We start from the raw sequence: 22,956 nt of genomic DNA, 5'->3' as shown, positions 1-22,956 counted from the left end.
GAAAAATTAGATCAATCTCTATTGGGAGTCACCTTATGGCACTGAATAATATCCTTGGATTATTTGCACATTCGCCGTTAAAACCCTTACAAAAACATTCAGAGAAAGTGACTGAGTGTTGTAATTTACTTATTCCGTTCTTTGAACATACCTTCCACGGTGAGTGGGATAAAGCGGAAGAACTCCGCGCGAAAATCTCAGAATGCGAGCGTCAAGCTGATACGTTAAAACGTGAAATCCGTTTGAAACTGCCACGAGGTTTATTTATGCCAATTGATCGTACAGATTTATTGGAATTAGTCACACAACAAGACAAATTAGCCAATTTTGCAAAAGATATTTCAGGTCGTATGATTGGTCGTCATTTTGCCATTCCTGAAAGTATGCAACCGGAATTTGAAAAATATGTCAAACGCAGCTTAGATGCCATTATCCAAGCCCATCGCGTAATTGATGAAATGGAGCAACTGCTCGAAACCGGTTTTAAAGGGCGCGAATTAGATCTTGTCAATCGCATGATCAATGAATTAGATGCGATTGAAGATGATACGGATCAAATGCAAATCAAGTTAAGAAAAATGTTACTTGGTTTAGAGTCTCGTTATAATCCAATTGATGTCATGTTCTTGTATAAAACGCTGGAATGGGTTGGGGTCTTAGCGGATCAAGCTCAACGCGTAGGATCACGAATTGAGTTAATGTTAGCTCGTTCATAACCCATCGGTTTTAAGGAAGAACAAAAATGGAACTACTTAATCAATATGGTACTTTGCTCGTTTTTATTACGGCTGCATTTGGTTTTTTCATGGCCTTTGGTATTGGTGCGAATGATGTATCAAATGCAATGGGCACCTCTGTTGGCTCAGGTACTATTACTGCCAAGCAAGCCATTATTATTGCAATGATTTTTGAATCCGCCGGGGCTTATTTGGCGGGCGGTGAAGTAACTGAAACCATTAAAAGCGGCATCATTGATCCCATGAAATTTGTGGACACACCAGATATTTTAGTCTTAGGGATGATGGCGGCACTATTTGCTTCTGGATTATGGTTATTAATTGCTTCACGCATGGGTTGGCCTGTATCTACTACGCATTCGATTGTCGGTGCGGTGGTTGGCTTTGCTTGCGTCACCGTGGGTAAAGAGGCTGTAGAATGGAGCACAATTAAAAACATTGTCGGCAGTTGGTTTATTACACCGGTTATTGCGGGCATTGTCGCTTACGGTATTTTTGCCAGCACGCAAAAATTGATTTTCGATACTGATGAGCCCCTAAAAAATGCGCAAAAATATGGTCCTTACTACATGGGGATCACCGCCTTTATTCTATGTATTGTGACATTAACGAAAGGGCTAAAACACATTGGTTTACATTTAAATGGCTTTGAAGTCTTTCTGATTTCATTACTGATTGGCATTATTTCTATCGTAGTGTGCTATTTTTATTTCAGAAGCCCAAATTTCATCCAAAAAGTACAACGTGGTACCTTTGGTGGTGTTGAGAAAGTATTCAGTATTCTAATGCTTCTGACAGCTTGTGCTATGGCATTCGCACATGGTTCTAATGATGTCGCTAATGCGATTGGTCCACTTTCTGCGGTCGTTTCGATTGTAGAACATGGTGGGCAAATTTTGCCAAAAACACAATTGGCTTGGTGGATCTTACCACTTGGTGCAATCGGTATTGTGATGGGCTTAGTCGTATTGGGTTATAAAGTGATGGCAACCATTGGAACAGGCATCACAGATCTCACGCCGAGTCGTGGTTTTGCGGCGCAATTTGCAACAGCCATCACCGTTGTTGTGGCGTCAGGTACTGGGTTGCCAATTTCAACCACGCAAACATTGGTAGGCGCCGTATTAGGTGTCGGTTTTGCACGTGGTATTGCTGCACTCAACCTGAATGTGATCCGCAATATTATTGCTTCTTGGATCGTCACTTTACCTGCAGGTGCATTTTTTGCCATTATCATTTATTATGTACTTAGCTTTATTTTCCACTAATATGTTATAAAGTGTGGTGCCTAAGCCACACTTTTCATTTTGTTTTACTATAGGATATTGTTTTATGCAAAAAATCGCTAAAGTCTTACTCTCTTGTCTTTTTCTTAGTGTATCCATGCAAGTTGCCTACGCAGAAACCAGATATGTCACAGAAAACTTAAGCACATTTTTGCGTAAAGGCGCAGGCGAACAATATAAAATTGCGGGCGCTATCCGAGCAGGCGAAGCGGTCACGGTTTTAGATCAAAAAGACCGTTATACCTTAATCCGTGATAGCAAAAATCGTGATGCTTGGATCTTAACCAGTGAGTTAACTTCTACTCCAAGTAGTAAAGAAGAAAATCCTAAGTTAAAGACTCAGATCCAAGAATTGACCATGAAACTGAACCGCTTAGATAGTGACTGGCAACAACGTACTAGTGAAATGCAGCGTCGTGCTAACCAAGCGGAGCAACAAAGCAGTCAATTACTTGAACAAAACTCTCAGCTAAAACGTGAGTTAGAAATCACCAAAAATAAAAACCGTGATCTTGAAGCAATGCTAGATGCGGGTAAACGTGAAATTGCGATCCAATGGTTTATCTATGGTGGTTCTGTTCTCGGTGTGGGTTTATTGTTAGGTTTGTTAATCCCATTCATTCTACCAAAACGCCGTCGCAATAATGGTTGGGCATAACGATCAACGATGAACAACAAGATAAAAATCTATTTAGTTGGAGGTGCTGTGCGAGATCAGCTCCTCAATCTTGTTGTGAAAGATCGTGATTGGGTCGTAGTTGGTGCAACGCCGGACGATTTACTATCACAAGGCTATCAACAAGTCGGCAAAGACTTTCCTGTTTTTCTGCATCCCCAAACAAAAGAAGAATATGCTCTCGCTAGAACAGAACGTAAAGCGGGTAGCGGCTATACTGGCTTCATTTGTGACTTTTCACCTACAATTTCTTTGGAACAAGATTTAAGTCGACGTGATTTAACCATCAATGCGCTCGCTCAAGATCTTGACGGAAAAATCTATGATTTTTATGGTGGTCTTACGGATTTAAAACAACGTCTTTTACGCCACGTTTCCCCCGCATTTGCAGAAGATCCGCTACGCGTATTACGTGTGGCACGTTTTGCTGCTCGCTACCATGCTCTTGGCTTCACTATTGCCTCTGAAACCCGCGAATTGATGCAACAGTTATCACAAAGTGGTGAGCTGTCAAACCTAACCGTAGAACGTGTCTGGTTAGAAACAGAAAAAGCCTTATTAGAACCGCATCCTGAAGTGTATTTCCAAACGCTACAAGAGGTGGGCGCATTACAAGTACTGTTTCCTGAATTAGCTGCATTACAGGGCGTCCCCAATCCCGCGAAATACCATCCGGAAATAGATACGTTTGTGCATACTATGCTGGTCCTACAACAAGCAGTCTTGTTGACAGAAAACACGGATAGTGACAAAAGTGCGGTACGTTTTGCTGCAATTTGTCATGATTTAGGCAAAGCCTTAACACCAAAAGAAATATTGCCACATCATTATGGACATGAAAAAGCTGGTGTCATGCCGACAAGACGCTTATGTCAGCGCTTTAAATTACCTCACGCAATTCAAGATTTTGCAGAACTTTGTTGTGAATATCATTCGCACATACACAAAGCCTTTGAATTACGTGCGGAGACAATATTGAAATTATTCAATCGTCTAGATGTCTGGCGTAAGCCGGAACGTTTTAAAGCACTTTTATTAGTCTGTATTGCAGACACGCGTGGTAGGACCGGATTTGAACAAGTTGACTATCCACAACGTGAATTTCTCTGGCAACTTTATCAAAGTGCTCTGCAAGTCAACGTGCAAGACATCATCCAACAAGGTTTCCAGCAGCAAGCCATTCGTGATGAACTCAATCGCCGTCGTATAATCGCGATTAAACAGACACGCGCGGAAATCCTCCCGCGCTTTACTAATCCGTGTTAAGCTCGTAAAATAATCACAATTTTGAGTACTTTTATTGGTTATGAAAAAACAACATTTTCTTTTGCCTATCATTGCAAGTTTCTTTTTATTTGCTTGTACCCTGGATACAGAACGTCCAACGGATGTGAAATATATCAGTCACACCGATCCCACGTGGCAACAACATTTATCTCAACTTAAGAAGATTCGCGATTACACTAACCAAGGTCAGTTAGGTTATATCAGTCAGAAAGAACGATTTTCTACTCGTTTTGACTGGCAATACCAAAATCCAACTAACTACCGTCTAACCTTGTCTTCCACACTGAGCCCAACAACCCTATCTATTGAAGTACGTCATAATGTTATGCACCTGTCTGATAATAAAGGACCTCTCCGCTCAGCACAGGATGCCAAGCGGTTACTGAAAGAGATTGTTGGGATGGATTTACCGCTTGACCAATTCGCCCTTTGGTTAAAAGGACAGCCTGATGAGAGTCAGGAATATCGAGTCGCTGAAAATCACTTACTCGCCCACTTTAGCTATCCTATCGATAATCAACAATGGACAGCGGATTACTTAAGCTATCATCAACTTCCACTTCCTTTACCGAAGGATATTTTGTTGAAGACAGAAGGGCAAACTTTAAAGATTCGTATCGATAACTGGACTTATTAATGCAACATTATCATTTTTCTCACTCACTTTTAGCACAACAAGAAAAACCATATCGTTTCCCTTGTCCGGCTAAACTTAACTTATTTCTCTACATTAATGGGAAACGTCAAGATGGTTATCACGAACTACAAACCCTTTTTCAATTTGTTGATTTTGGTGATTGGTTAGATATTGAGGTTCGCGAAGATAACGAAATCTGCCTAACGCCAGAACTTCCCTCACTAAAAAATGAAGATAATTTAGTCTATCGCGCAGCAAAATTACTGCAACAGAAAACCAATTGTGCTTTAGGCGCCAATCTGACACTTGATAAGATTCTACCGATGGGAAGCGGGCTCGGGGGAGGTTCGTCTAATGCGGCAACAGCATTAGTCGCATTAAATTACTTGTGGAATACGCAACTCAGCACAAAACAACTTGCTAAACTAGGATTAATGCTCGGTGCAGACGTACCAATTTTTGTCCATGGTCACGCGGCATTTGCCGAAGGAGTAGGTGAAAAAATTACTTATTGTGAGCCAAAAGAGAAATGGTATGTGGTTTTAAAGCCAAATGTGTCTATATCAACCGCGACCGTCTTTTCTGATCCAGATTTAATTCGTAATACCCCTAAGCAATCTCTGGAGCAACTCCTCAATCAAAAATATGCAAACGATTGTGAAAAAGTTGTGTTAAATCATTATCCAGAGGTTGAAGAAATACTCCACAGATTGTTACAATATGCGCCATCAAGATTAACAGGCACCGGCGCTTGTGTATTTGCCGAATTTAATGACGAAGAAAGTGCACAACTCGCATTTCAAACAATACCCAAAAACTATTTTGGTTTTGTCGCACAAGGATTAAATAAATCACCTTTACATAATATGCTAGCGAAAATCAGCTAGCTCGATAATAACGAATTTACTCAACCATTTTTATTTCTTTACAATCTAAACCTCGAGGTTCAATTAACAATGCCTGATATAAAACTCTTTACTGGTAATGCAACACCAGAACTAGCAAAACGAATTTCTGAACGTTTATATCTCTCATTAGGTGATGCGACTGTTGGTCGTTTCAGTGATGGAGAAATTCAAGTTCAGATCAATGAAAACGTACGTGGTAGTGATGTGTTCATTATTCAATCTACTTGTGCCCCAACAAACGATAACCTAATGGAGTTGATTGTCATGGTTGATGCGTTACGTCGAGCATCTGCTGGTCGTATTACCGCGGTAATTCCTTATTTTGGTTATGCACGCCAAGATCGTCGTGTCCGCTCTGCTCGTGTACCGATTACAGCAAAAGTCGTGGCTGACTTCCTTTCTAGTGTAGGTGTCGATCGCGTGTTAACTTGTGATTTACACGCGGAACAAATCCAAGGTTTTTTTGATGTGCCTGTTGATAACGTCTTTGGTTCACCTGTATTAGTGCATGATATGTTAAAGAAAATCGACATGCAAAATCCGATTGTCGTTTCACCAGATATTGGAGGCGTCGTACGTGCCCGCGCTATCGCAAAATTACTGAATGATACCGATATGGCAATTATTGATAAACGTCGTCCACGTGCCAATGTAGCACAAGTCATGCATATTATCGGGGATGTTGCAGGTCGTGATTGTATTCTTGTGGATGATATGATTGATACTGGTGGGACGTTATGTAAAGCGGCTGAAGCCTTAAAAGAACGTGGGGCTAAACGTGTTTTTGCCTATGCGACTCACGCAGTATTCTCTGGCTCGGCTGCGAAAAATCTTGCCAGTGATGCATTAGATGAGGTGGTAGTAACAGACACGATCCCACTTTCACCAGAAATTAAAGCATTAAACAAAGTCCGCGTATTAACCCTTTCAGGTATGTTGGCTGAAGCTATTCGTCGTATCAGTAACGAAGAATCAATTTCTGCAATGTTCACCTAGTCAAATGACAAAAAAGCGCGGTTAAAAATATTAAATTTTTAACCGCGCTTTTTTATCTCGATAAGCGTCGTCTTTTATAGTCTTAGTTGCCGCTCAATTTCTTTCGCTTTCACTAAGAATTGTTTACGTTCAGCAGTTCCCATACCACTACTTGTTCCCGGTAATTTCACAGTCAATGGATTAACCGCGCGACCATTAATATGAAATTCATAATGTAAATGTGGTCCTGTCGAACGCCCAGTGTTTCCCGAAAGAGCAATACGTTGACCACGTTTAACATTTTGCCCTGCTTTTACTAGAGCACGGCTTAAGTGCATATAAACAGTTTGATATTCACGCCCATGTCGTACCACAATATAACGTCCCGCGCCATTCGCTTGATACGCGACTTTTTCCACAATACCATCCGCCGGTGCAATGACCGGTGTACCAACGGGCATAGCAAAGTCCACGCCTTTATGTGGTGCAATACGTCCAGTCACTGGGTGGCGTCGATAGGGATTAAAATGAGAAGAAACGCGAGCCTGACGTTGTAAAGGATAACGAGCAAAACCTTTGCCGAGCGTTTCGCCTTGGCGATTATAATAACGCCCATTACTCGCTTGAATCGCATAATAACTTTTGCCAGCTGAAATAATATGGATTCCATCCACATTACCTTGTCCCGTCAGCTTCCCTTCAATATATTCACGTGTCACTAATACCGCAAATTTATCGCCTTTTTTTAGCCGTTTTAAATTAATTTGCCATTGTAATGCATTCGCAAGTTGATTAATTTGGCGGATATCTAAACCTAATGTTCTTAATGCGGTATTAAAAGAACCGTCAATTCTGCCTTTTAACACCTCTTTTTTCCAAACACTTTGTTTCTTTAAAATTTCACGCTGATATTGACCATCTGCTGTTTTTTCGTAGATTTTTTCTTCTCTCTCTGAAACCAACCAATTAAGGTATTCGAGTTCGCCTTGGTTATCTAAGATCCAATAAAATTGCTGACCCGGCTTTAAGTTTTTAAATTCAGGATAGGCTTTAATTAAGCGCTCGCTTACACTGGCATCTAAGCCAGACAACTCTAAAACATCTTTTAAGGAATCCCCTTTTACCACCGTGTGGCTGAACTGATTTTTAATCCGCATTGCCTGATCCATAACATCAAACAAGTCACTCAGCGCATGACGAACAGGTTCAGGAAAGGCTGCCAATTCATCTAGCATATCGGGTTTGATTTCATCAACCTCATCATCTTTTGCTTCTAAATCATCATAAAAAGACGTTGCATCTAGTGTATTTTCTGCGGGTTTTGCTGTCGTTTCTTGTGACGATGCATCTACTTGAGTGTCACTGTTTTTTTCATCCATACTGACAGCGGAAGACTCAGTATGATGTTCTGTTATCGCTTGCTTTTCTACTGATTCCGCGGATGAGGGAGGAGAGAGGGTGCTATCCGCTTGTACCGAAGAAGGCGATTCTACCGTGGCTGTAGATAATGCAGGTTGCTTTTCAATTTGAGTTTCTGTTTGTGTTTGGCTATCTGCACTTGAATCTTGCCCTTCTTCTTTTTTTCCCAACGATATAACGAGAACGATGAATAAAATAATGCTAAAAAAAATTGCGATCTTAATCTGCAATTTTCTTCTTCGTCTATCTCTTGCTAATTTAACGTGCCGCACGCTTCTATTCCTTTGTTTCTCAATTCGTTTAATTATGACCAAGCAAACAATAAAAAATTCAACGGAATGTTAAAAAAGGCATATGAATGCCCAAATTGTATTCATCGTACTTATTTTCATTGGATAAACTTGTTAAACGAATCAAAATAAGCTATTTTTACTGCAACTTTAAGCCGTCAAGTCTAGCAAATAATGCACATTCATTCTATAAAATTACCCTTAGTTGAATTAAAAAACATCAATGTTGTTTTTGAACAGAAAAAAGCATTACAAAATATCAATTTAACCCTTTATCCTAATTCGATCATTACGATTGTCGGTCCTAATGGTGGCGGAAAATCAACCTTATTAAAGGTATTACTCAAATTGCTTCCCCCTACTTCGGGACAAGTTATTTACCATAAAAACTTACGTATTGGTTACGTGCCGCAAAAAATTCACTTAGATCATAGTCTGCCGATTACTGTTGAACGCTTTTTATCACTCAAAAAAGGGATTTCTCACCAAGCTATCCAAGACGCTCTGTCATTATTGTCAATTAGTCACTTACATAAAAATAGCCTACAAAAATTATCTGGTGGAGAGATGCAACGGGTACTCTTAGCCCGCGCTATCTTGAATAAACCAAATTTATTGGTATTAGATGAACCAACGCAAGGCGTCGATATCAATGGGCAAGCAGAACTTTATCAGTTAATTCAACAAACACAGCAACAATTAAATTGTGCCATTCTCATGGTTTCTCACGATCTCAATATTGTGATGGCAGATACCAATGAAGTGCTCTGTATTAATCAACATATTTGCTGTGCGGGAACACCAGAAACGGTTTCAAATGATCCCACTTTTATTCATTTCTTTGGTGACCAATTTGCCAAAAATGTCGCACTATATACCCATAAACACAACCATAAACATGACATACATGGCGATATTTGCTGTACGTCAGATTTCCAATCTCAACAATGTACTCATAAAGAATAGGATAAATCATGTTTGAAATTCTTTTTCCCGCTTGGCTTACCGGTATGTTGCTTTCCCTGATTACAGCACCACTCGGTGCTTTTGTGGTCTGGCGAAAAATGGCTTACTTTGGCGATACACTTGCTCATTCCGCATTACTTGGAGTGGCATTGGGAATTTTCCTAGATATCAACCCTTACCTTTCGATTGTGCTGCTGACGTTAATCCTCGCCATCCTCATGGTATGGCTAGAAGGGAAAACACAATTTTCGGTGGATACATTACTTGGCATCATTGCGCACAGTTGTTTATCGCTGGGTGTGGTCACCGTTGGCTTATTGCAAAATGTCCGCGTGGATTTAATGGCTTATCTTTTTGGTGATCTATTAGCCATGAACTATGAGGATTTAGTAGTGATTGGTATAGGTGTTGTATTTGTGCTGGTGACATTATTGTATTTCTGGCATCCGCTCCTTTCGACCACAGTCAGTCCAGAACTTGCACAAGTTGAAGGGGTAAATGTGCAGAAAATGCGTTTTATTTTAATGATCTTAACTGCACTGACGATTGCACTTAGTATGAAATTTGTTGGTGCCTTAATTATCACCTCACTCCTGATTATTCCTTCCGCCACGGCAAGGCGGTTTGCCAAAACCCCAGAGAGTATGGTGTTCATTGCAATTCTTATAAGTATGCTTTCAATTAGTTTGGGCTTATTACTTTCCGCTTACTACGATACCGCAGCAGGTCCTTCTGTGGTCATCTGCGCTAGTTTGTTATTCTTGTTGTCATTAATGAAAAAAGAACATAATTAAACCGCTAAAGAGCGGTCCCATTTACACTTTTTTCACGAACATGAAAAAGCGAACCAAAGTTCGCTTTTTATTTGCATTAATCTAGCATAAAGCAGGCAATCTTGCTGCCATCTTCATACTGTTTTAAAGCTGGTTTCTCGAGGGCACATTTTTCCATAGCAAAACGACAACGAGCATGAAAAGCGCAGCCTTTAGGTGGACTTAATGGACTCGGCAACTCACCTGTCAGTTTAATCCTTTCGCGACGATGTTCAGCTTCCAAACGCGGTGTAGCTGAAAGTAAGGCTTGCGTGTAAGGATGACGAGGATGGTTAAAAATTGCCTTCGTTTCACCTTGTTCAACACAACGCCCTAAATACATAACCATCACTTCATCGGCAATGTGTTCCACCACCGAAAGATCGTGGGAAATAAACACATAAGATAATCCCATTTCTTCTTGCAGATCCATCATCAAGTTTAATACTTGGGCACGGACAGACACATCAAGCGCAGAAACCGGCTCATCCGCCACCACAATATCAGGACGCAACATTAACCCACGCGCAATCGCGATACGTTGACGTTGTCCCCCTGAGAACATGTGTGGATAGCGATCGTAAAACTCTGGTTTCAAGCCCACTTTTTCCATCATTTCCAACACTTGCTGCTTACGTTCTTTGGCATTCAAATCCGTATTGATCAACAAAGGTTCTTCTAAAATCGTGCCAATTTTTTTGCGTGGATTTAAAGAAGCATAAGGATTTTGAAACACAATTTGAATTTTCTTACGACGCAACTTTTGTGTGGCCGTGTCATTTTCTAAAAAGTTTTGTCCTTTATAGAAAAGTTCACCTTCTGTTGGGGCTTCAATCATAGTCAGCATGCGACCAAGTGTAGATTTCCCACAACCTGACTCCCCCACGATCGCCAATGTTTTACCGCGCTCTAAGGTAAATGAAACCCCATCTACCGCTTTCACTAACTTCGGCTTACTCAATATCCCTTTTTTAACGGGATAGTATTTTTTCAAATTCACTGCATCCAACAAAGGTGCTTGTCTCTCAAGTTCTTGCATATTGTTCTCTTTCTTATTATGACACTGCAAATTCTGTATAACTTGGCATACCTTGCGCATTCAACGGCGTATGACATTTGACGCGATGTCCATTCACCAAACGGGTTTCTGGTTCTTGCTCACGACAACGATCTGTGGCGTATGGGCAACGTGGATTTAATAAACAGCCTGTTGGGCGATCATATTTCCCCGGCACAACCCCCGGTAAAGATTGTAAACGCGATTTTCCTTCTGCAAATTCCGGTAACGCACGTAATAGCGCTTGAGTATATGGATGGCGTGGACATTTAAAAATTTCCTCCGCTCGTCCTTCTTCAACCACTTGCCCTGCATACATCACAATAATGCGGTGGGCTGCTTCCGCGACTAAGGCAAGATCATGAGTGATCAGGATTAACGCCATATTTTCTTTACGCTGTAATTCCAGCAATAAATCAATAATCTGTGCTTGAATCGTCACGTCTAACGCAGTTGTCGGTTCATCTGCAATTAATAATTTCGGATTACAGGCAATCGCCATCGCAATCATCACACGTTGACTCATACCCCCCGATAATTGATGCGGATACACATCTAAACGCGAACGCGGATCAGGAATGCCCACTAAGGTTAATAATTCGATAGCACGTTCTTTACGCCATGCTTTAGCCCCACCTTGATGAACTTTCAGTGCTTCCATAATTTGATAACCCACCGTATAACTTGGGTTTAAACTGGTCATCGCATCTTGGAAAATCATGGACACATCGGCTCCCACAATTTTCTGCTTTTGCTTTTCAGTTAAGGCAAGTAAATCACTTTGATTAAACAGCAATTGTTCCGCTTGTACACGCCCCGGATAATCAATTAGGCCCATAATCGCGAGTGAGCTCACCGATTTTCCTGAACCTGATTCGCCAACAATACCTAATACTTCACCTTCATTGACCGTGTAACTGACGCGATCCACCGCTTTAAAAGGGGCATTTTCATCACCAAAATGCACCGAAAGATTTTCTACATTTAATAACGCCATGCTGCCCACCTTATTGTTTTAATTTTGGATCAAGTGCATCACGTAAGCCATCACCCATCAGGTTAAACGCCAAGACAAGAGAAAGAATGGCTAAACCGGGAATAGTCACTAACCAGTGCGCCGTTTGCATAAAGCCTCGTGATTCCGCTAACATCGTACCCAATTCTGGTGTAGGTGGCTGCGCACCAATCCCCAAGAAACCTAACGCCGCCAGTTCAAGAATCGCGTTAGAAATCCCCATGGTCATTTGTACAATTAAAGGGGCTAAACAGTTCGGTAAAATGACAATAAACATCAAACGAAAAACACCGGCACCCGCCACGCGAGAAGCAATCACATAATCACGATTTTTCTCACTTAACACCGACGCACGGGTTAAACGCACATAACTTGGAATCGACACCACAGCAATCGCAATCGCGGCATTAGTTAATGAGGGACCTAAAATGGTGACAACCCCAATGGTTAATAATAAGCTTGGAATTGCCAACATAATATCCACAAATCGCATGATGATAATATCGACTGTTCCACCATAATAGCCGGCGAGTAAGCCTAAAATAACACCGAAAAAACAAGACAATAACACAATGGTTAAGCCAATAAAGACCGACAGACGCGCGCCATAAATAATACGCGATAAAATATCCCTACCGATATCATCTGTGCCTAATAAATAGCGACTATCGCCACCATCAAGCCAAGCTGGAGGTAACAATAAGGCACTCCGATCTTGTGCAATCGGATCAAAAGGGGCAATCACCCCAGCGAAAACACAAACTAAGAAAACAATTGCAATAAAAGTAAGTCCAATGACCGCACCATGATTTTGTTTAAAATAAAACCAGAATTCTTGTAACGGGGTTTTTGGGGCGGGTGAACTAACCGTAGTCGTACTTGACATTTTTCACTCCAATCAAATCAAATTAAGTATGGCGAATACGTGGATTGACGATGCCATAAAATACATCAACCGTTAAATTGACAATAATAATTAAGGTGGCAATAATCAGCACCGAACCTTGTAAAACAGGATAATCACGCGAGTTAATCGCATCAATAATCCACTTACCGATCCCTGGCCATGAGAAAATATTCTCCGTTAATACCGCTCCGGATAACAGTTGTCCAATAATCAAGCCAACCACGGTCACTACGGGAATCAACGCATTACGTAATGCGTGTACCACCACGATACGCGTGGTATTTAGCCCTTTCGCTTTTGCCGTCCGAATATAATCTTCGCCTAACACTTCTAACATCGAGGAACGCGTCATACGTGTAATCACCGCGAGAGGAATCGTGCCAAGCACAATAGAGGGCAAAATGAGTGATTTAATCGCAGCTAAGAAGGCCCCCGGTTCATCAGAATTCCAAGTATCAATCAGCATAAAACCGGTATCCGCTTCAATCCAATATTCAGCGGGTAAGCGTCCTGAAGCGGGTAAACCAAGCGGAGTAGAAAAATAAAGAATTAAAATCAATCCCCACCAGAAAATCGGCATCGAATACCCCGTCAGCGACAAAGATGTCACCGTATGTGAAATCCAAGACTCTTTTTTGACTGCCGCAATAACACCTAAAAATATCCCTAAAATTAAAGACCACAATAACGCAAAAAAAGCTAACTCAACGGTTGCAGGGAAAAGAGTAAAAAACTCTTTTAAAACAGGTTCATTATTACGAAATGAGGTGCCTAAATCCCCCTGTAAAACCCCTTTAACATAGCTAAAGTATTGTTCCGGCAAAGGACGATCCAAGCCTAATTTTTGCATCATTTCGGCATGCACTTCTGGTGTTAAACCGCGTTCCCCCATACGAATTTCAATCGGATCACCGGGGATCATATGCACTAAAGCAAAAGTAATTAAGGTTATTGCAATAAACGTTGGAATAACCATGAAAAGACGTTTAAGAATAAATTGAAACATTGAAGACTCGCTGTATTTATAATTGTGAATCTATAGCTTTGAATCCCTTATTCCTCTTCACAGAGGAAAAGCATAAGCGGTCAAAAAGATAGCAAATAAGATCTAAAGTAGGATAGCACAAGCCTTTCTGCTCGTCCTATCCTATTCTTAAGAAATGCGAAAAAACTTGACCGCACTTAAGGCGACATTACTTCTCTAGCTCAACCGCGTAGAAGTTATGTAAACCAAATGGATCGATGACATAGCCTTTAACTTCTTTACGCACTGGGAAATAGGTTGTGGAGTGTGCAATCGTAATCCAAGGTGCTTGTTCTTTGAAGACCAACTGAGCTTGTTGATAAAGTGCAGTACGCTCTGCTGAATCAGTGACTTGGGCAGCTTTTGTCACTAAATCGTTAAATTCTTTGTGACAGAAATTCGCATAGTTAGACCCTGACTCAACAGCCGCACAACTTAATAAGGTATTCAAGAAGTTATCTGGATCACCATTGTCACCCGTCCACCCCATCATACCAGTTTGGTGATCGCCGGCACGCATACGTTTGAGGTATTCTCCCCATTCATAGCTCACAATTTTTGCTTTCACACCGACTTTTTCCCAGTCAGCTTGCACCAATTCCGCCATACGACGGGCATTTGGGTTATAGGGACGTGAAACAGGCATTGCCCATAAATCCGTTTCAAAGCCATTTTCAAACCCGGCTTCTTTTAATAAGGCTTTAGCTTTTTCTGGATCATAGGCGTAATCTTTCACTTCATCATTATATGACCACATTGTTGGTGGAATTGGGTTTTTCGCTACTTGACCCGCACCTTGATACACTGATTCAATGATCGCGTCTTTGTTGACTGCATAGTTCAATGCTTGGCGCACTTTCACATTATCAAACGGGGCTTTTTGTACATTAAAGTTTAAATAACCCACATTTAATCCCGGTTTAGTTAACAAAGTGATATTGCTATCTGCTTTTAATTTAGCAATATCCGCTGGATTTGGATAAGGCGCTGCATGGCATTCACCCTTTTGTAATTTGGCATAACGCACTGAAGCATCTGGCGTGATCGAAAACACTAAGCGATCAATTTTTGCTTTGCCTTGCCAATAGTTTTCAAAGGCTTTATAGCGTACAGCAGAGTCTTTTTGGTAAGAAACAAATTCAAATGGTCCCGTACCAATTGGTGCACTATCCAATTTTTCTGGTGTTTTGGCTTTTGCCATGGCATCGGCATACTGTGCTGAATAAATCGAAGCAAAATCCATCGCTAAGTTCGCTAAAAATGGCGCATTTGGCACTTTTAAGCTGATTTTGACGGTATAGTCATCGACTTTTTCAACCTTATCAATGATATTTTGCATATCCATACCGATAAAATATTCATAGCTACCACCTGACACTTTGTGATAAGGATGATTTGGGTCTAATTGACGATTGAAAGAGAACACCACATCATCGGCATTAAAATCACGTGTTGGTTTAAAATCTTTATTGCTATGGAATTTCACGCCTTTACGTAAATGGAAGACATAGGTTTTCCCATCTTCAGATACATCCCATTTTTCAGCTAAGGCAGGAATGACATTAGTGGTACCACGTTCAAACGTAGTTAGCCCATTAAACATTGCTTGACCTGAGGCATCAATAGTTGCCCCATCGGTGCCTAACACAGGGCTTAAATAAGACGGGGAGGCTTCCGAACAATACACAAAGGTTTTCGGTGCAGCCGCAAACGCAGCTGTGGACGTCATCGCTAAAACGGCAAGAGAGAGTTTTGTTAATTTTTTCATTTTTCACTCCGGGATGTTGTTAGTTGAGTGCAAAACATGCACCTTTTGTTTGCATAAGCACCTATGAATATGTCAAGTTTTAAATAAAATAGCAATCCTTTATGTGAATAAAATGTAAAATAAATCACCAAATTGTTAAATTATTCTAAAAAAATAGCCATATTTTTGGATAAAACTGCGTATTTATCACTAAATATGGCTCATAACTTCGCGATGATTTTCTACTCTCTGCTTTGAGTACAGGATGATTCTCTATTTTTCGCAAATTTCACAGCATACTATACAAAATCATTCGTTTTTTGTGTTGTATTTGTCTTTTTCTTACCATTGACGAGTCAGTTGGCTATTCACTACTCGGACGAATACCTAAAGTATGGCAAATGGCATAAGTCAACTCACTCCGATTCAAAGTATAAAAATGGAAGTCATTAACACCTTCGCGAGAAAGAACTCTGACCATATCCATCGCCACACTCGCCGCCACTAAATTACGTGTGGTAGGATCATCATCTAATCCCTCATAATTCTTCGCTAACCAAGCGGGAATTTTAACATTGGTAATTGCTGCCATTTTGACCAATTGCTTAAAATTCGTCACGGGTAAAATGCCCGGCACAATTTCTGCGTCAATCCCAATCGAAGCACAGCGATCACGGAAACGCAGATAACTGTCAATATCAAAAAAGAATTGGGTAATTACATGGTTAGCACCTGCATCAATTTTACGTTTTAAATTGATCAAATCCGCTTGTGCTGATTTGGCTTCAGGATGGACTTCTGGATAAGCCGCCACAGAGATATCAAAATCCGCCACTGAGCGTAACAGCGCAACAAGATCTGAGGCGTAAAAGGGCTTTTTCGCATAGCCTTTTGGCTCATCACCACGTAATGCCACAATACGACGAATCCCACTGTTCCAATAATCTTTCGCAATTTCAATGAGTTCTTCCGGTGTGGCATCAATCCCCGTTAAATGTGGTGCGGCTTCTAACCCCGTTTGCTGTTTAATATTTTTTACTACGGAATGGGTGCGATCGCGCTCACCAGAATTTGCGCCATATGTCACGGAGACAAATTTGGGTTTCAACACTTTTAAACGATGAATCGAATCCCATAAAATACTTTCCATTTTTTCATTTTTCGGCGGGAAAAATTCAAAGGACACATTTATCTTACCGTTCAAATCTGCAATATGTTGATTGAGTGTATCAATCTCTTTTGCGTAACTCATGACTTACCTCATATACAAAACTGATTTAGATGTCTATATGGCTAAAGTAATGAGAAACGGTATATGTGTCAATTTCAAAAATTTCATTACAAAAATGAATTCAATTCATAATCAAAATAACCATGCGATTTGTAGTTAGCCTATGAATTCGCTATACTGCCGAGTTATGATCGCCAAGTTCACTGACTCACATGGGAAGAATATGAAGAGAAAAGCTAAAATCACACTGATTTTATCCAGTATTACACTTATCTTAGCGAGCGCTGCACAATTTTATACCAATCATAAAATTGACCGCAGTTTACAAAGTTTCCCCTATCATTTAAAAGATCAGCTTACTTTACATGTCACTGAAAAAAGTCGCAGTTTCTTTCAGCGTGAATTAGTCTTTACTCTTGAAGACGCTCAACAACAAAAAAACAATATTATTTCCACTCAGTTGACCGCACTTCCTTTTACGATTATTGCAGAATCCCAACTCCCCGATCCGTTGATTCGTGAGCTCAATAAAAAACTGAATATCACTATCGATAAAAATAGCATTAATAGTAAATTTTCTGTGGTCGGAGATTATTTACAATCGGATATTTCCACCCAATTTAGGGATCTCGCCAATAAGCCACAAGATTTACAAATCAATATTAATTTTGCGACCAAAAGCAAATTCATGGAAATCCAAAGCCAACTGTCTGGCTTTAACTACGATGCCAAAACCAAAATCGAAGGATTACGTAGCCAATCCGTGCTGATTCCAGTTGGTGATCACCATTATGATTTAGCCGAATTAGATCTAGAAATTAAACATGCCGATATTTATTTATTAAATGGCGAAAACACACATATCAAATTAGAGAAAGCGCGCTATAACTTAAATAAGGCGATTGATGAATCGTTTTATGACTTAGCCACACGTTTTAAAAGTGAAGTCATAAAAATTTCGAATAAAAACAAAACGACAGAAAAAGATGCGCTAAACATACTAGGCTTAGACATAAGTAACAAGCAAAGCAAAGTGCCTAATCAAGTAAGTTTCTATAAAACCTTTGAAAATTTAGTCGAAGAAAATAAAGCTTTACCAGATGCGTTGTATTTACTCACGGAGCTCTTCTTTAGTAATGAGGCGAACGAAACTAAAATCAACATCAAAGCTTTATCTTTCCCCAATAATGCCAGTCTGAACCAATTTTTTAACGCTAATGATATCAACTTGGCTTTCGCTTCTGACAACAAAGACAAACAAAATATCAACACACAATTTGAAGTTAACATTGGACAAATCGCGCTCGACGGTGCCCCTAAAGACCAGTTTAGTATGAAAGGGCTCGCCTTGTCACAAAAAACCAGTCAAATGAATTTGACAGAACAGCTCAATTTACTGCATTTTTATACGGATCTCTTAAACGATCTCTCAACCCGTGTTCCTTTCCCAGAAAAAGATCAGCCCGACTTCGTGGCTAAACTTAAGCAAAGAGCGCAACCTTTTAAGGAACAACGTGAATTTCGTTTACAAGTTGAGGCACTGAATTACGCGAATCCAACATTTAATGTCGATGTAGCATTAGAACATCTGGATCTCAATCATCAGGAAAATCAACAGGCAAATTATGGTTACCATTCAGCACTCACCATTAAAAAACTGATCCATAAACCGCTTGCTTTACAAATTAATGACTTTATCTACCAGATTCCATTGCATTTAAATAAACGGGTCAAACCTTCTCCATTTGACATATGCTATGACCAAACTTACCGACTCTTGTGTCCAATGTATCTTTCTAAAAAAACCTACCAAACATGGCAGGAAAGTTTTGCGAAAGAAACTAATCCAAGTATCACTGATGCGGAATTCCGTTTTGCTTTAGATACCTTCCCTAGCACACAAGCTTATCCGGTTAGTGTCAAACTAGCATTTGACTTCAATCCAGAGAAAACTAAAGCGTTTTCTTTCGACACCTTAGAAACTATCATGCATTGGGAAAACATGAATATTGATCTCCAATTAGCGTTAGCGAAAGGTCTAGTGAATAATGAAAAACACGCCTCTTTACCACAAAAACAAGAAGTTTGGCAGACACTATCGCAATGGGTTAAACCGCAAGATCAATTAGCCCCTTACTTTCTTGAAAATGAAGAAAACTATCTACTTCATTATGTGCAAAAAAATGGAAAAAGAACCATTAATGCTCAGCCTTTTGAAGAAGTCATGGCAAAATTAGATCAACAACATGAGGTGCAAGCTGACGAAAGTCAACCGCAAGGAGAACAACCTGAAATTCCAGCCTTGAATGATTCTCCCCCTGATGCACGAGATGAGGCGAAAGCCCCATAACACAGCACAAAGTGCGGTCGAAAAAATGTAAAAAAACGACCGCACTTTTTACTTCAGCCCCTTTTTCCTTTACAAAATCACAAATCCCCCTACAATATCCCCCTTTGAATTGCTCACCTTAAGTGAGTAACTGACTTGTAATCAGACTAACGGATAATTTATGACAACTTTCACACCAGAACTGCTCTCTCCAGCCGGTTCACTCAAAAACATGCGCTATGCTTTTGCCTATGGTGCCGATGCGGTGTATGCCGGACAACCACGTTATAGCTTGCGTGTGCGCAACAATGAATTTAATCATGCTAATTTAAAAATTGGCATTGATGAAGCCCACGCCTTAGGCAAAAAATTCTATGTAGTGGTCAATATTGCGCCACATAACTCCAAGCTGAAAACCTTTATTCGTGATTTAGAGCCGGTAATTGCCATGGGACCCGATGCGTTAATTATGTCGGATCCGGGCTTAATTATGTTAGTGCGTGAACATTTCCCAGATATGGCGATTCACCTTTCGGTACAAGCCAATGCGGTCAACTGGGCTTCGGTGAAATTCTGGAAACAAATGGGCTTAACCCGCGTGATCTTATCCCGTGAGCTTTCGCTTGAGGAAATTGCCGAAATTCGTCAGCAAGTGCCAGAAATGGAAATTGAAGTGTTCGTGCATGGGGCATTATGCATGGCGTATTCTGGACGTTGTTTATTATCAGGCTATATTAATAAACGTGATCCAAACCAAGGCACCTGTACCAATGCGTGCCGCTGGGAATACAGTGTAACCGAAGCCAAAGAAGATGAGATCGGCAACATTGTGAATGTGGGTGAAGAAATTCCAGTGAAAAATGTAGCACCGACACTTGGCGAAGGCGACACCACCAGTAAAGTATTTTTATTAGCAGAAAGTCAACGCCCTGAAGAACAAATGTCTGCCTTTGAAGATGAGCATGGTACTTACATCATGAACTCGAAAGATCTACGAGCGGTACAACATGTGGAAAAACTCACCGCTCTTGGCGTACATTCGTTAAAAATCGAAGGGCGTACCAAATCCTTCTATTATTGTGCGAGAACCGCACAAGTTTACCGTAAAGCAATTGATGATGCGGTAGCAGGCAAGCCGTTTGATGAAAGTTTAATGGATACCTTAGAATCTCTTGCACACCGTGGTTATACCGAAGGGTTCTTACGTCGTCATACTCACGATGAATACCAAAACTACGATTACGGCTACTCCATTTCGGAGCGTCAACAATTTGTCGGTGAATTCACGGGTAAACGTAATGAGCAAGGCATGGCAGAAGTAGCAGTCAAAAATAAATTCTTACTCGGTGATGAAGTGGAAATGATGACCCCGAAAGGGAACATTGTGTTCAAGATTGAACGGATGCTCAACCGTAAAAATGAAAATGTGGAAGCCGGTTTAGGCGATGGACATTTTGTATTTTTAGACGTGCCAGAAGATGTGCAATTAGACTACGCGCTGCTAATGCGTAATTTGGTGAATACTAACACACGTCAACCACACCAAAAATAAGCCATTTATGGCAACTAATGTTAATAAATTGTTGCATTTGTTATTTTTGTGTGTATAATCCGACACATACCCTAAAAAGTATGACTCCAAATATATTTTCGCCCTTTCGTCTTTCTTGAAAGGGCTTTTTTTTGTCCAAAATCATCTCAATTCGATACTAAACAACAAAATCTGGATTTTTCCTTGTGCAAGAGCGGAATTCACACTAGACTTACGCCCACGATTTTTTAGATAACTTTTTATAACCCTATTTATGCGTGTTTCTGACTTTTATTTTGATTTACCCGATGAGCTGATTGCTCGTTACCCAAAACCGGATCGCACCGCTAGTCGCTTATTACAACTTAACGGCGAAAATGGTGAGATTACCCACCGCACTTTTGCTGATATCCTTGATCAAATTCATGAAGGCGATTTATTAATTTTTAATAACACGCGCGTGATTCCTGCAAGGATGTTTGGACGTAAAGCCAGTGGCGGTAAGGTGGAAGTGTTGGTCGAGCGGATTTTATCCGACACTCGCTTTTTAGCCCATGTGCGCTCCTCAAAAGCACCGAAAGAAGGGGCAGAACTGTGGTTAGGCGAAGATAAGTTAGGTGAACATCATGGTGTCAAAATGATCATGGTTGCGCGCCATGATACCTTATTTGAATTAGAAATCGCGCAAAAACAGACCGCACTTTTAGACGTGTTACAGCAAATTGGGCATATGCCATTGCCCCCTTATATTGATCGCCCTGACGAAGAAGCGGATAAAGAACGTTATCAAACCGTTTATAACAAAGTCCCTGGCGCGGTTGCGGCACCAACTGCCGGCTTGCATTTTGACGATGCTTTATTAGCACAACTCAAAGCCAAAGGGGTCAACTTTGCTTTTGTGACTTTACATGTTGGCGCAGGCACATTTCAACCGGTGCGCGTCGAGCAGATTGAAGATCACAAAATGCACGCAGAATATGTGGAAGTACCACAAGAAGTGTGTGACGCGATTATTGCCACGAAACAAGCAGGCAAACGTGTGATTGCTGTGGGCACCACTTCAGTTCGTTCCGTCGAGAGTGCAGCATTAGCGACGGAAGAAAAAGGCGAACATGCCTTAATTACGCCTTATTTTTCCGATACGTCAATTTTTATTTATCCAGGCAAAACTTTCCGCGTGGTGGATTGTTTAATTACGAACTTCCACTTACCAGAAAGTACACTGATTATGCTGGTTTCCGCTTTTGCTGGCTATCGCCATACTATGCAGGCGTACCAAAGTGCGGTCGAAAATCGCTATCGTTTTTTTAGTTATGGCGACGCGATGTTTATCAGCAAAAATCCTCACGTTAATGGGCTTGACTGATGATCTTTGTGTTTGATTTAGACGGCACGATTTGCTTTGACGGCAAACAGATTCCACTCGACATTCAACACGCTCTTGAACAGCTGATGCAAAAAGATCATCAGCTGATTTTTGCCTCGGCACGCCCTATTCGCGATCTTCTCCCATTACTTAACCCCAAACTCCAACAGGCTATGTTGATTGGGGGGAATGGTGCGATTACCCAAGTCAATAAACAAATTACCGCCCAACAACCAATTTCTAGTGTTGCTTTTACACAAATCAAGCAATGGATTGAGGAATTTGATTTAGATTATTTGGCTGATGACCTCTGGGATTACAGTAAACGTCTTCGCCAACCGCATAGCATCGAACACAAAATAGATCCTGCGAAATTGGCTCAAAATCGACCGCTCTCGGCAATACAACATCCGATCAAAACCATTTTACTTAACCTGACTCAGACACAATTTCTTTTCCTCAAACAACAGTTGACACACTTAGAGGTCAATCTCATTGAGCATAGCGAAGAAAATGGGCGATTTAATCTGGATATTACTGCTAAGCACATCAATAAATACTATACCCTCACCACTTATATCGGGCAGGCTAAATACGTTGCCTTTGGCAACGATATGAATGACATCGAATTATTACAACATGCTGATTATTCAGTCTGTGTCGGTGACTTCGCGCCCTTACGCAAACTTGCAAACACACATCTTTTTGCTAACCCCACTGACATTGCGCAAAAAATTAAACAATTAATCGGATAGC

The 22,956-nt window shown here is 40.7% G+C and carries 20 protein-coding genes; 13 read left to right on the top strand and 7 right to left on the bottom strand.

Annotated elements, in window-relative coordinates; genetic code table 11:
* Positions 1-35 precede the first annotated feature (35 nt).
* From KPF51_RS02320 to KPF51_RS02290, 7 genes are all read left to right on the top strand, one after another.
* A complete protein-coding gene (locus KPF51_RS02320) occupies positions 36-716 on the top strand; it encodes a TIGR00153 family protein (RefSeq protein WP_005721097.1) in 681 nt (226 codons plus the stop codon).
* A gap of 26 nt (positions 717-742) precedes the next feature.
* Positions 743-2,005 carry an inorganic phosphate transporter gene (locus KPF51_RS02315; protein ID WP_005721095.1) on the top strand — a complete coding sequence of 421 codons (1,263 nt, stop codon included), beginning with the start codon at positions 743-745 and terminating at the stop codon, positions 2,003-2,005.
* 64 nt (positions 2,006-2,069) lie between these two features.
* Positions 2,070-2,681, top strand: a complete 612-nt coding sequence (locus KPF51_RS02310) for a TIGR04211 family SH3 domain-containing protein (protein ID WP_005724301.1) — start codon at positions 2,070-2,072, stop codon at positions 2,679-2,681.
* Between the two features lie 9 nt (positions 2,682-2,690).
* Positions 2,691-3,965, top strand: coding sequence for a multifunctional CCA addition/repair protein (locus tag KPF51_RS02305; protein ID WP_005724300.1), 1,275 nt, complete (start codon positions 2,691-2,693; stop codon positions 3,963-3,965).
* Positions 3,966-4,005: 40 nt separating this feature from the next.
* On the top strand, positions 4,006-4,623 hold the full coding sequence (gene lolB, locus KPF51_RS02300) for a lipoprotein insertase outer membrane protein LolB (protein ID WP_061406189.1): 618 nt from the start codon (positions 4,006-4,008) through the stop codon (positions 4,621-4,623).
* The gene (gene ispE, locus KPF51_RS02295) at positions 4,623-5,510 is read left to right on the top strand and encodes a 4-(cytidine 5'-diphospho)-2-C-methyl-D-erythritol kinase (protein WP_005724298.1); all 888 of its coding nucleotides are present in this window, start codon (positions 4,623-4,625) and stop codon (positions 5,508-5,510) included. Before lolB ends, ispE begins: the two co-directional genes overlap by 1 nt.
* A 69-nt stretch (positions 5,511-5,579) precedes the next feature.
* Positions 5,580-6,527, top strand: coding sequence for a ribose-phosphate pyrophosphokinase (locus tag KPF51_RS02290; protein WP_005724296.1), 948 nt, complete (start codon positions 5,580-5,582; stop codon positions 6,525-6,527).
* A gap of 74 nt (positions 6,528-6,601) precedes the next feature.
* On the opposite strand, the gene mepM is transcribed toward KPF51_RS02290, so the two are convergent.
* On the bottom strand, positions 6,602-8,155 hold the full coding sequence (gene mepM, locus KPF51_RS02285) for a murein DD-endopeptidase MepM (RefSeq protein ID WP_005724068.1): 1,554 nt from the start codon (positions 8,153-8,155) through the stop codon (positions 6,602-6,604).
* A 234-nt stretch (positions 8,156-8,389) separates the two neighbouring features.
* Here mepM and znuC point away from each other — a divergent pair, with 234 nt between their 5' ends.
* Positions 8,390-9,181 carry a zinc ABC transporter ATP-binding protein ZnuC gene (znuC, locus tag KPF51_RS02280; protein ID WP_061406191.1) on the top strand — a complete coding sequence of 264 codons (792 nt, stop codon included), beginning with the start codon at positions 8,390-8,392 and terminating at the stop codon, positions 9,179-9,181.
* Positions 9,182-9,189: 8 nt separating this feature from the next.
* Positions 9,190-9,975 carry a zinc ABC transporter permease subunit ZnuB gene (gene znuB / locus KPF51_RS02275; protein ID WP_005724066.1) on the top strand — a complete coding sequence of 262 codons (786 nt, stop codon included), beginning with the start codon at positions 9,190-9,192 and terminating at the stop codon, positions 9,973-9,975.
* 76 nt (positions 9,976-10,051) lie between these two features.
* Here the strand turns inward: znuB and KPF51_RS02270 are convergent, their stop codons facing one another.
* The 6 genes from KPF51_RS02270 to metF all read right to left on the bottom strand — a co-directional run bounded on the left by KPF51_RS02270 (position 10,052) and on the right by metF (position 16,995).
* Positions 10,052-11,032, bottom strand: coding sequence for a peptide ABC transporter ATP-binding protein (locus KPF51_RS02270; protein ID WP_005724065.1), 981 nt, complete (start codon positions 11,030-11,032; stop codon positions 10,052-10,054).
* Positions 11,033-11,048: 16 nt separating this feature from the next.
* Entirely contained in the window at positions 11,049-12,047 is a 999-nt protein-coding gene (gene dppD / locus KPF51_RS02265) for a dipeptide ABC transporter ATP-binding protein (RefSeq protein ID WP_005724063.1), read from the bottom strand.
* A 10-nt stretch (positions 12,048-12,057) separates the two neighbouring features.
* Positions 12,058-12,951: an ABC transporter permease subunit gene (locus KPF51_RS02260; RefSeq protein WP_005721070.1), complete on the bottom strand. Its 894-nt coding sequence runs from the start codon at positions 12,949-12,951 to the stop codon at positions 12,058-12,060.
* A gap of 22 nt (positions 12,952-12,973) precedes the next feature.
* Positions 12,974-13,978: an ABC transporter permease subunit gene (locus tag KPF51_RS02255; RefSeq protein ID WP_005721069.1), complete on the bottom strand. Its 1,005-nt coding sequence runs from the start codon at positions 13,976-13,978 to the stop codon at positions 12,974-12,976.
* 187 nt (positions 13,979-14,165) lie between these two features.
* Positions 14,166-15,764, bottom strand: a complete 1,599-nt coding sequence (locus KPF51_RS02250; protein WP_005724060.1) for an ABC transporter substrate-binding protein — start codon at positions 15,762-15,764, stop codon at positions 14,166-14,168.
* Between the two features lie 343 nt (positions 15,765-16,107).
* Entirely contained in the window at positions 16,108-16,995 is an 888-nt protein-coding gene (metF, locus tag KPF51_RS02245) for a methylenetetrahydrofolate reductase (protein ID WP_014326209.1), read from the bottom strand.
* A gap of 202 nt (positions 16,996-17,197) precedes the next feature.
* Here metF and KPF51_RS02240 point away from each other — a divergent pair, with 202 nt between their 5' ends.
* From KPF51_RS02240 to KPF51_RS02225, 4 genes are all read left to right on the top strand, one after another.
* The gene (locus KPF51_RS02240) at positions 17,198-19,324 is read left to right on the top strand and encodes a hypothetical protein (protein WP_061406192.1); all 2,127 of its coding nucleotides are present in this window, start codon (positions 17,198-17,200) and stop codon (positions 19,322-19,324) included.
* Between the two features lie 160 nt (positions 19,325-19,484).
* Positions 19,485-20,855 (top strand): tRNA 5-hydroxyuridine modification protein YegQ, encoded by a 1,371-nt coding sequence (gene yegQ / locus KPF51_RS02235; RefSeq protein ID WP_061406193.1) that lies wholly within the window; start codon positions 19,485-19,487, stop codon positions 20,853-20,855.
* A gap of 253 nt (positions 20,856-21,108) precedes the next feature.
* On the top strand, positions 21,109-22,200 hold the full coding sequence (gene queA / locus KPF51_RS02230) for a tRNA preQ1(34) S-adenosylmethionine ribosyltransferase-isomerase QueA (RefSeq protein ID WP_010906536.1): 1,092 nt from the start codon (positions 21,109-21,111) through the stop codon (positions 22,198-22,200).
* Positions 22,200-22,955: an HAD-IIB family hydrolase gene (locus KPF51_RS02225; protein WP_014668190.1), complete on the top strand. Its 756-nt coding sequence runs from the start codon at positions 22,200-22,202 to the stop codon at positions 22,953-22,955. The genes queA and KPF51_RS02225 overlap by 1 nt, the downstream gene beginning before the upstream one ends.
* Position 22,956: the final 1 nt, after the last annotated feature.

It is taken from the genome of Pasteurella sp. XG20, from assembly GCF_018968665.1.
GTDB lineage: Bacteria > Pseudomonadota > Gammaproteobacteria > Enterobacterales > Pasteurellaceae > Pasteurella > Pasteurella multocida.
Note: the sequence above shows the minus strand (reverse complement) of the source record. Positions and strands in the feature narration are given on the sequence as shown.